At 44.9% G+C, this 8,824-nt stretch carries 7 protein-coding genes and 2 pseudogenes; 4 read left to right on the top strand and 5 right to left on the bottom strand.

The genetic code is table 11. The features are described 5' to 3' along the window. Positions 1-81: 81 nt before the first annotated feature. From KTE19_RS02610 to KTE19_RS02600, 3 genes and pseudogenes are all read right to left on the bottom strand, one after another. Positions 82-258 (bottom strand): annotated as a pseudogene (locus KTE19_RS02610) (ATP-binding cassette domain-containing protein); the annotation flags it as partial. A gap of 213 nt (positions 259-471) precedes the next feature. Then, positions 472-1,330: pseudogene (locus KTE19_RS02605) on the bottom strand (aldo/keto reductase). Positions 1,331-1,484: 154 nt separating this feature from the next. Further along, positions 1,485-2,624 carry an MFS transporter gene (locus tag KTE19_RS02600; protein WP_430681869.1) on the bottom strand — a complete coding sequence of 380 codons (1,140 nt, stop codon included), beginning with the start codon at positions 2,622-2,624 and terminating at the stop codon, positions 1,485-1,487. A gap of 228 nt (positions 2,625-2,852) precedes the next feature. Here KTE19_RS02600 and KTE19_RS02595 point away from each other — a divergent pair, with 228 nt between their 5' ends. From KTE19_RS02595 to KTE19_RS02585, 3 genes are all read left to right on the top strand, one after another. After that, complete coding sequence (locus KTE19_RS02595; protein ID WP_217162729.1) at positions 2,853-3,332, top strand: PH domain-containing protein; 480 nt, start codon at positions 2,853-2,855, stop codon at positions 3,330-3,332. Beyond that, positions 3,322-4,767: a PH domain-containing protein gene (locus tag KTE19_RS02590; RefSeq protein ID WP_217162727.1), complete on the top strand. Its 1,446-nt coding sequence runs from the start codon at positions 3,322-3,324 to the stop codon at positions 4,765-4,767. The genes KTE19_RS02595 and KTE19_RS02590 overlap by 11 nt, the downstream gene beginning before the upstream one ends. A gap of 81 nt (positions 4,768-4,848) precedes the next feature. Continuing rightward, positions 4,849-5,694 (top strand): aldo/keto reductase, encoded by an 846-nt coding sequence (locus tag KTE19_RS02585; protein WP_217341551.1) that lies wholly within the window; start codon positions 4,849-4,851, stop codon positions 5,692-5,694. A gap of 176 nt (positions 5,695-5,870) precedes the next feature. On the opposite strand, the gene KTE19_RS02580 is transcribed toward KTE19_RS02585, so the two are convergent. Both KTE19_RS02580 and KTE19_RS02575 read right to left on the bottom strand, forming a co-directional pair. Then, complete coding sequence (locus KTE19_RS02580; protein ID WP_217162723.1) at positions 5,871-6,722, bottom strand: hypothetical protein; 852 nt, start codon at positions 6,720-6,722, stop codon at positions 5,871-5,873. Between the two features lie 135 nt (positions 6,723-6,857). Then, positions 6,858-7,490 (bottom strand): uracil-DNA glycosylase, encoded by a 633-nt coding sequence (locus KTE19_RS02575; protein WP_217341550.1) that lies wholly within the window; start codon positions 7,488-7,490, stop codon positions 6,858-6,860. Positions 7,491-7,736: 246 nt separating this feature from the next. Between KTE19_RS02575 and KTE19_RS02570 the strand changes: the two genes are divergently transcribed. Beyond that, positions 7,737-8,681, top strand: a complete 945-nt coding sequence (locus tag KTE19_RS02570) for a GRP family sugar transporter (protein ID WP_217162719.1) — start codon at positions 7,737-7,739, stop codon at positions 8,679-8,681. Positions 8,682-8,824: the final 143 nt, after the last annotated feature.

Genomic DNA, 8,824 nt, shown 5'->3' with positions numbered 1-8,824 from the left:
TGAGCGTCAATTAACCACCAGTCTGCAAATGGTCGTTTTAGCGTTTTTAGCACTATTACTTAAGAGATTTTAGACAGCTTCAGAGGACTTGATTAATCCTAAAATCACTCGAATAGTGGTCGACTTCCCAGCCCCATTTGGCCCGATAAATCCTAAGACTTCTCCCGGATGAAGCGTTAAGTTAACATCTTTGAGCGCCTCAAACTTCCCAAATGACTTCTTTAATCCCTTAACATCCATTACTAATGTGTGATTCATCATTCCTCACGCCCCTTTTTAAGCGGATAAGCGAACCACAATTCTGACTCGCTTTCAAAAATCACCCTCAGTATATCATTAATGACTGGATAGTCAATAACCAGGCAGTCATTTTTAATCTCGACTTTTTTGAACGCCACTATTCCTTGCAGCGCCGGCTTTCGGAGACAAAAAAAGGATCGAGTATCAATTAAGATCTCAATCCCATTGTTTCTACGAAAGTGACTTCCCCGTATCATCCCACTGATCAACAGAATCACCAATGTCCGCACTTGGTCGATGCCACTTGAAGTCATCGTACCATAGGCCCCCGTTTGTCTTCGTCCAATTGATTGATGGTTTCAACGTCTTCGTCGCTCAGTTCGAAGTCAAAAATATGGCTATTTTCGATAATGCGTTTTTCATGAACCGATTTAATCACGGTAATGATCTCTCGTTGCCACTCCCAACGCAAAATGATCTGGGCCGCACTACGATGATATTTATCAGCGAGCTTCTCAATCACTGGGTTAGTTAACGATTTGCCACCGCCTAATGGTGACCAGGCTGTCATCGTGATCTTGTGGCTGGTGTCAAATTTGAGAATATCCCGTTCTTGATTGGTCGGATTAAATTCCATCTGGTTGATCGCTGGAATCACGTCGGCAGATTCAATCAGCTTACTCATCCGATCATTATCAAAGTTAGAGACCCCAATCGCTCTCACTTTACTTTCCTTGAGCAATCTTTCCATCGCCTGGTAACTTTCAAGGTAGTAGGCGTCAACCGGCCAGTGCATCAGATAAAGATCCACGTAATCCAATCCCAAGTCCTTTAATTGACCTTCAAAAGCCTTGGAAACCTTATCGTAGTCACCTTGATCACCATTAAACAGCTTAGTGGTCACAAAGACATCTTCACGCTTTAAGCCAGCCTGCTTGAGCCCTAACTTAATGCCGGCGCCGGTTCCCTGCTCGTTACCATATTGTTTGGCGGTATCAATCGCTCGATACCCGTTGCGGATCGCTGCAGCAACTGAGTCACGGGCTGCATGGTTATCACTCTTCCAAACACCAAGGCCGAATCGGGGCATCTTAATCCCATTGTTCAGCGTCATTGTTGAATTTAAACCGTCCAAAAATAACATCTCCGTTTCTGTTAATTGTGTCCACTTCAAGCATAGCAAAAGAGCGGCTGAAAGGAAAAAAAACCATTTGCCCAGCCTCTCACCTATTTTATTTTGTTATTTACAAACTCACCGTAAATTTCTGCTTAACCTTATACGTCATCAGCCACGATGCGACCAAGAAGACTGTCACCACAATATATGGATAGTGGTAATTCATGTCCAGCAATGCCCCAGACATGATTGGCCCAATAATATTTCCCACACTGGTGAGTGACATATTGACCCCGTTGATCAACCCTTGAGCCGTCGCACTTGCCTTTGTCAGCAACGTCGTAATCGCCGGACGGATCAGATCATAGGCTGTAAAGACGATCAACGTCGCGATGATCACTTCCAATTTGGAATGAGCCAACATGATCCAGATGGTGCCAGCAAATGATAGGAAGAAACAATAGCGAATCAGTCGCTTTTCAGTTAGCCAAACGACCAATCGATCAAATAACAATGCCTGGAAAGTTAGTGAAGTCAATCCGTTCAGGGTCAATACCAAGGCAATGTTTTCCATTGTGAACTTGTAGACTTCATTGACATACAGACTATAAATGCTTTCAAAACCGACCAAGCCAAACGATGAAATCAGAATCAGAACGAATAATAAGCCCATCGGTCCAGAAAACAATTTCTTGGTCTGCTCCCACGATGCCTTACTGTACTTGCGTTCAGTCAGCACAGGTGGCACGTCATTTCTACTGGCAATTTTTTTGATTTCCGTTTCACTTGGCAGCATGAAGAGTAGCGATAACATGCTTAAAAAGCCCAGGACGGCCGCAAACCAAAACGGCGTTTTATAGTCAAACTTGGCTAAGATCCCGCCAATTCCGGGTCCTAGAATCAAGCCACCACTAAACGCGGCAGACAGTAGCCCAATGACGCGGGCTCGTTGCCTGGGTGTCGTCAAATCTGCCGCCAAGGCATTGGTTGTTGGGACCACCATTGCTGCTGACAGGCCGCCAATTGTCCGTGAAATATCGAACATCCAGAGCCAGTTGGTGAGCGCAAATAAAACTTCTGACACCATATAGAGCAGCAGTCCATAGACCAGGATGGGCTTGCGACCAATCTTATCCGAGATTTGGCCGACAGTTGGTGAAGCAATCAACTGAGCCAATGCAAATAGTGAGTTCATGATTCCCATGTCAGTCGCAGACAGATGTAATTCGTTTTTAATGAATGGCATGACTGGGAAAATCAGGCTCATCCCAATACAAACCAAAAAGTTCCCAAAAATAAGGACAATAATGGCATTTCTAACCTTTTTTGACAAGTTGATTGCCCCCTTTCGTAATAGTACATAAAAGTTAGTATAACGCTATAAGTCCTGGCGTGTCCATCACAATCCACTGCAACTTTGAGGTGGCGACTGGTAAGATTCCACCCTCATCTGGTACACTATGACTGACAAATATCTAACAGGAGGTTAAGTATCGTGACAGAATCCAATCATTTACCCCAAAAAATTAAAACGGTCTGGCGCATCTCGGCCTTCATTAACTTCACAATCCTTGCAGTCATCGCAATTGGTGGCTTCATCGTTTTCAAGTTCACGAACTGGAGTTGGCTGCCGTATGGTGTCTTCGGCTTCGCAGCCCTGGCAATCATCGACCTGATCGTCGAACTCACTTTGGTGCCCTACCGTTACTCATTTTGGCTGTACACCCTCACCGATGATGCCGTCGAATTACGGTCTGGATTCATTTTCAGAAAATTAGTGTCGATCCCCATCGCCCGGGTTCAAGACGTCACTTTGGCTGCCGGCCCAATTTTACAATCGCAAAAGCTCCAGGAAGTACGGATTACCACTGCCTCAACCTCTCACAAAATCGATGGATTGGAGCCCGAAGTTGGCGACCAACTCCGCAACCAAATCATGAAAATGGCGGTGGAGGTGAACGACCGTGACGTCTGAAACCAAGCATCACTTGAACCCGCTGTCCATGTTCTATTTTTTGTTTCATCGTGTTTGGGACTGGATCATCTACGTTATCTTAACGGTTGGCCCGTTGACTGGTTTACTTAAACACTTCCATATTAATCCGGTTCTGGGGTTTGGCGCCCTACTGGTCCTGATCATCATGCTGATCGTTGTTCGCTACCTTTGTTTCACTTTTGAAATTGCGGCGGACATGCTGACAATTAATTCGGGGATTTTTATCAAAAAGCACACTCACATCCCTTACGGCCGAATTCAAACCATCCAACGCAGCCAGTGGTTTTTCTTAAAACCATTCAAGTTGGAAAAGCTCCAGATTGAAACGGCCGGCCATGACGATAAGACCCCTGAGGCAGTCCTGCCATTGGTACCTGAATCGGTGCGAACAGCAATTGAGGCCAGGCGCGTTACCGGCCCAGAAGCAAAAGCGGATTTAACCGGTACCGACAACCAGAAAACTGCTGAATCAGCGACCACTTACGTCATTAATCCTCACGAGCTCAACGTTTTCGCTCTCACCTCATTGGGCATTCTGCCCCTGATCGGGGTTTTGCTCGCCCTCTATGGCAAAATCCAAGAAGCCATTCCACAACGAGTGATCAATTCAGTTACCAGCGAAATTGTTCATCAATCACTCATTATCATCGTGGTGGTTGGTATCTTAATCATTTTGATCAGTATCGCCGGTTCATATTTATCAATTGTCCAGCGCTACTACAAGTTCACGTTGACAGCTCAGACCAACCAATTGAAAACTTATCAGGGCTTGTTTCAACGAAATTCCGTTACCATCCCTACCGACCGGATCCAAGCCTTGCGCATCAAACAAAACGTGATCCGTCAATGGTGTAAAATCTCAACCGTTCAAGCATTGGCCGCGTCTTCTGCCGGCGATGATGAAAAGAGCAATGACTTGATGATCTTGCCGGTTGTAAACACCCAAACAGTTTTCAAAACTCTCCGGCCCTTTATTGACTGGACACCCACGCAAGCCGTTGCTCTGAATCGCTTAAAGAAAGCGCCTTATTGGTATTTCATCCGAAATGCCATGCTGTTTGCCGCCGTCCCAATTGTAATCTGTGTATATTTTTTCACGGTTTGGGGACTGTTGAGCCTGGCGTTATTGCCGATTGCCATTTTTCTCGGCTGGTATTCTGCCAGCAACACCGGTTGGGTAGTCAGCGGTGACCAATTAATCATGCAGGTTGGTCACTCATTTACCCGCTCACAATACGTCATCCCCAAGAAGAATGTTCAGTCCTTTAGCCTCCACCAATCAATTTGGATGAGTGCCAGAGAGCTTGCCCATCTTGAAGTTAACGTCCGTCACGGCAATCATAATCAGAACATCGAAATTCGCTACTTGCCAAAAGAGGCCGCTCAAGAAATTTTTGACTGGTTGAAAAATTAGCAATTAGCTTTCATCATTATTTTCATAATTTTCAATTCCGCGGTATAATTTTAGTAACAGGTTTAAGGAGGCTATTATTTTATGAGAGAGTTAACGATTGGTGGCACCAAGGTTCCTGCAATTGGCTTAGGTACCTGGCATATGGGGGATCATCCTGCTACTCGGTCACAAGAAATCAAAGCGCTTCAGGCCGGGATTGAGGCTGGTGCAAAAGTCATTGATACCGCTGAAATGTACGGGAACGGTCGCAGTGAAAGCCTCATTGGCGAAGCTATTCGTGATTTGAACCGGGATAACTTATTCATTATTGATAAGGTGCTCCCTTCTAACGCTTCCAGAAATCGACTGGAGCATAGTTTGGACACCAGCCTAAAATTAGTGGGAACAGATTATTTTGATCTCTACCTTTATCACTGGCGGGGCGCCGTACCGTTGAGCGAAACGGTTGAAACGTTGCAAGCGATGCAGAAAAAAGGCAAGATCAAACATTGGGGTGTTTCCAATTTTGCCCTGCCTGATATGGAAGAACTATTCGATCTTCCCGGTGGCAATGAGGTGGCCGCAAACGAGGACCTGTACAACATCGGCAGCCGTGGTGTGGAGTATAGCTTGCTGCCATGGCAACGAGACCAAGGTATCCCCTTTATTGCCTACACCCCAGTTGGTGCCGGTGATGAGCGTGGTCGGTTAACGACCAATAAAGTGGTCAAAGAAATTGCGGCTGCTCATCAAGCAACCCCTTGGCAAATCATCTTAGCTTGGGCAATTCGGGATGGTAACACGTTGGCAATTCCCCAGTCTGGTGATCCCAAACATGCTGTCGACAATGTGAAAGCTGCAAGTTTAGCGCTGGCAGCTGACGAATTGGCCGAAATTGATAAAGAATTTCCCAAGCCAACTTCTAAAGAACCTTTGGATATCCGGTAATTTAAAATCAACTTACACGACTTTATTTTCATAACTTAAAAAGCGTCACGCTTCTCAATCCAATTTCCAGGATTGAGAAGCGTGACGTTTTTTTGATGGCTAAACGTTTGCAAAATTGTGAACCTTTTACCAAAATCAGCATGATTACTGATCGTTTTAACTGAACCAAATCATAATCAATCACTTAAGGGTTTCTCACCTACTTCTGTATAGTAGGTCACCCCGCCAACATCATAATGGGCATAATAAATTCTGGCAACAAACGACTGCTGGCCGTCATCCCAAATTGTTTGAGTTTTAATATCATCCTTATCGGCCACTTTCAACCGGTACTGATATTTTCCGGTCTTATGCACTCGTTTGTCATCTAAGCCGGTCACATGATGGCGATAATACAAATAGCGACTATTTTTCTTGGCAATTGTTTTCGTAATCTTTGCGGATCCCATTGGCTTATTCCCAAATCCTTCTGGACCGACTCCTGCTTGATAGTGATACAACTCAACGTAGCCATCAGAGGTAATCATTAATCGATCACTTAAAAACGTATCTGGATATTCTTTTGGCGAGGTTCCGAGATAGAAGTTGCCATCGCTATATGGAACCATGTATTGGGGCTTTTTCACTTTTTCAAAGCGGGCGTTACTGTACTTAATATCTCCAGTCAGATCCTGCCATGCTTCCAAATAGTAACCCGGCATCACTGCAGCCTTTTTCACTTGATAACTTAAGCTGCTGGCGACCACTGTAATTTTTTTAATTTGTTTATTTTTCACTTCAATCGGGTGACCGGACACAACCGTTCCCTTGGGAATCGTAATCCAGCGACTCTGAAACATGTGGGCAGTCGGATTATCGACACCAATCCAGGTCCTGATTGGTTTCTTGGTTTTGAAGTAATATTCGGATAGTTGGGCGCTCTTTGGCGGGCTAACTTCTTTTTTGGCATACGTTTGAGTTGGGAACATAGCCATTGTGAAGGCTGTCGCTAACAACATCAAAATAAGTCGGCTTGATTTCAAATTCATGGGTTATCCTCTCCTCAGCAATACGAAGATTATTGAGATATTCAAGAGCAGGCGGCAACATATAAAAAATACGTTGTTCACCCCTTCAAGTGAATTGTACAGCGTTACAGCTTAAAATTACTAGCCATTCGTTTTTTATATCACATTAAGAATAATTTGTTTCAATTTGCGTGAATCTTCATCAACAATCGTCTGCATATTCTTAAATCGCTTTGAATACGACGGATGATAAAGTGGGAAAATTCTGCGCTTCTCGGTCGCAAATTTAAATGCGTTGGCGGCTTGATCAAATTGCTGAATGGGGCGTTCCAAAAGTTGACCATGCAGCTCGCCAATCTTAGCGTGATTCCCCAGCAGCCGTTGCAGGCTGGCATTGCCCATCGGAACCAACAGGATTCCCGGGAATTGGGCCAGCTCCCAGTCAAACATCGGTGCCGCCTGCTTCACTTCCGCTTGATTGGGCCGTCGATCCCGCTTGCGGCCGGTTTTACCAATCGAAAACGGGCGAGAATTCACGACTCCCGTGATATAAATATCTTCCCGCGTCAAACCAAGAGATGCCAACCAACGGTCAAGTTCCTTACCAGCGGGTCCCATGAATGGGCGACCCTGTTTGACCTCTTGATCGCCAGGGGCTTCTCCAAGCAATAAAATCTTGGGATGTCGCCCGCCCTCGCTGGGAACAAAGCCTTCCAATCGCGGATTTTCTGCAGCAATGAGTTTGGCATTTTTGACCCAGTCCGGAGTTAAAATTGTATGAAGAACCATGCTGTTGAGCTCCTTTCACTTTATCATTTCAATTATTAGTATAGACCAAATTTAAAAATAATGGTAAAAATTTTCATTTTCATAACTTATCATTAAACGCCGCGAGATCAAGGATTGTCGTCCTAAAGGATTCTTATTCCGCTTCTTTTTAAACTAGATTCATTTTTAAAAGCGCTTTCGTATGTGATATAATCTCACCTGTTATTGTATTTTGAGGGAAATCTGAAACGAATATGGAGAAAAATCATGAGTATTTTATTAGCATTGATTCCACCCCTCGCATGGGGAGCTACTGGAATCATCGGCACAAAAATGGGCGGATCTGCTGCTCAACAAACCTTCGGCGAATCCTGTGGTGCTTTGCTACTTGGAATTGGTGTCTATCTATTCTTTGTGCTGCCCAATGGAGTCGCAGTCACAGGTCGAATTTGGTTAGTTGGGCTGTTTTCCGGATTGTTCTGGTCAGTCGGAACCGCTGGCCAATTTATTGCTTATAAAAAGATGGGCGTCTCGGCTGCCTTCCCACTCTCGACGGCTGGCCAAATCATTGCCAACGCCCTTCTCGCCGCTGCGATTCTCAACGAATGGATCACCTTTAAGATGTGGTTATTTGGAATTCTTTCAATCGCCTTGGTCACGCTTGGCGCATTGCTCATTGCCGCCCGTTCCAAGGCTGAGAAAAAGATTACCAAAAAGCGGCCAGTCTCATACGGTGAAGGGATTGCTGCAATCTTAGCTTCGACGGCTGGTTTTGCACTGTATTTTATTTTTCCAAACATGCTATTCAAGTTCGGCTTTATTAGCCCAGCCATCCATAATGCCAACAACGGCATCAATTACATGACGGCGATTGTGACCCCACAGGCAGTTGGCCAAGTTGTCGGTTCATTTTTAATCGGCTTCTTCTTCCTTCAGGAGCGCAAACTATTAACGAAACCAGCAGCCAAGAACATTGTCACGGGAATCGATTGGGCGATCGGCAATTTGTTTATGTTTATCGCCGCCGCCAACCCAGCAATCGGCCAAGCCACTGCTGCCACCCTTTCCCAGTTGGGAATCATTGTCGGCACTTTTGGTGGAATTTACATCCTTCATGAACACAAGACCGGCGATCAGATGGTCAAGATTGTGCTGGGAACGATTTTGGTGATTGTGGGGAGTATTTTGATTACTAATTTGAAGGTTATTTAGGAAACTTTCTTAACATAAAAGAAAGGCTGGACATATAATAATTTTCCATCAGTAACCATTGGCTTGGATCGCCGCAACTATTCGGTAAGAAACCTGTGACAAATAGTTGCCCCCTGCCATTTAAATAAAAGCGGTGATGCATT

It is taken from the genome of Lentilactobacillus dabitei (genome assembly GCF_019061365.1).
GTDB lineage: Bacteria > Bacillota > Bacilli > Lactobacillales > Lactobacillaceae > Lentilactobacillus > Lentilactobacillus dabitei.
The sequence above is the reverse complement of the archived record's forward strand: the minus strand, read 5'-3'. Positions and strand labels throughout refer to the sequence as shown.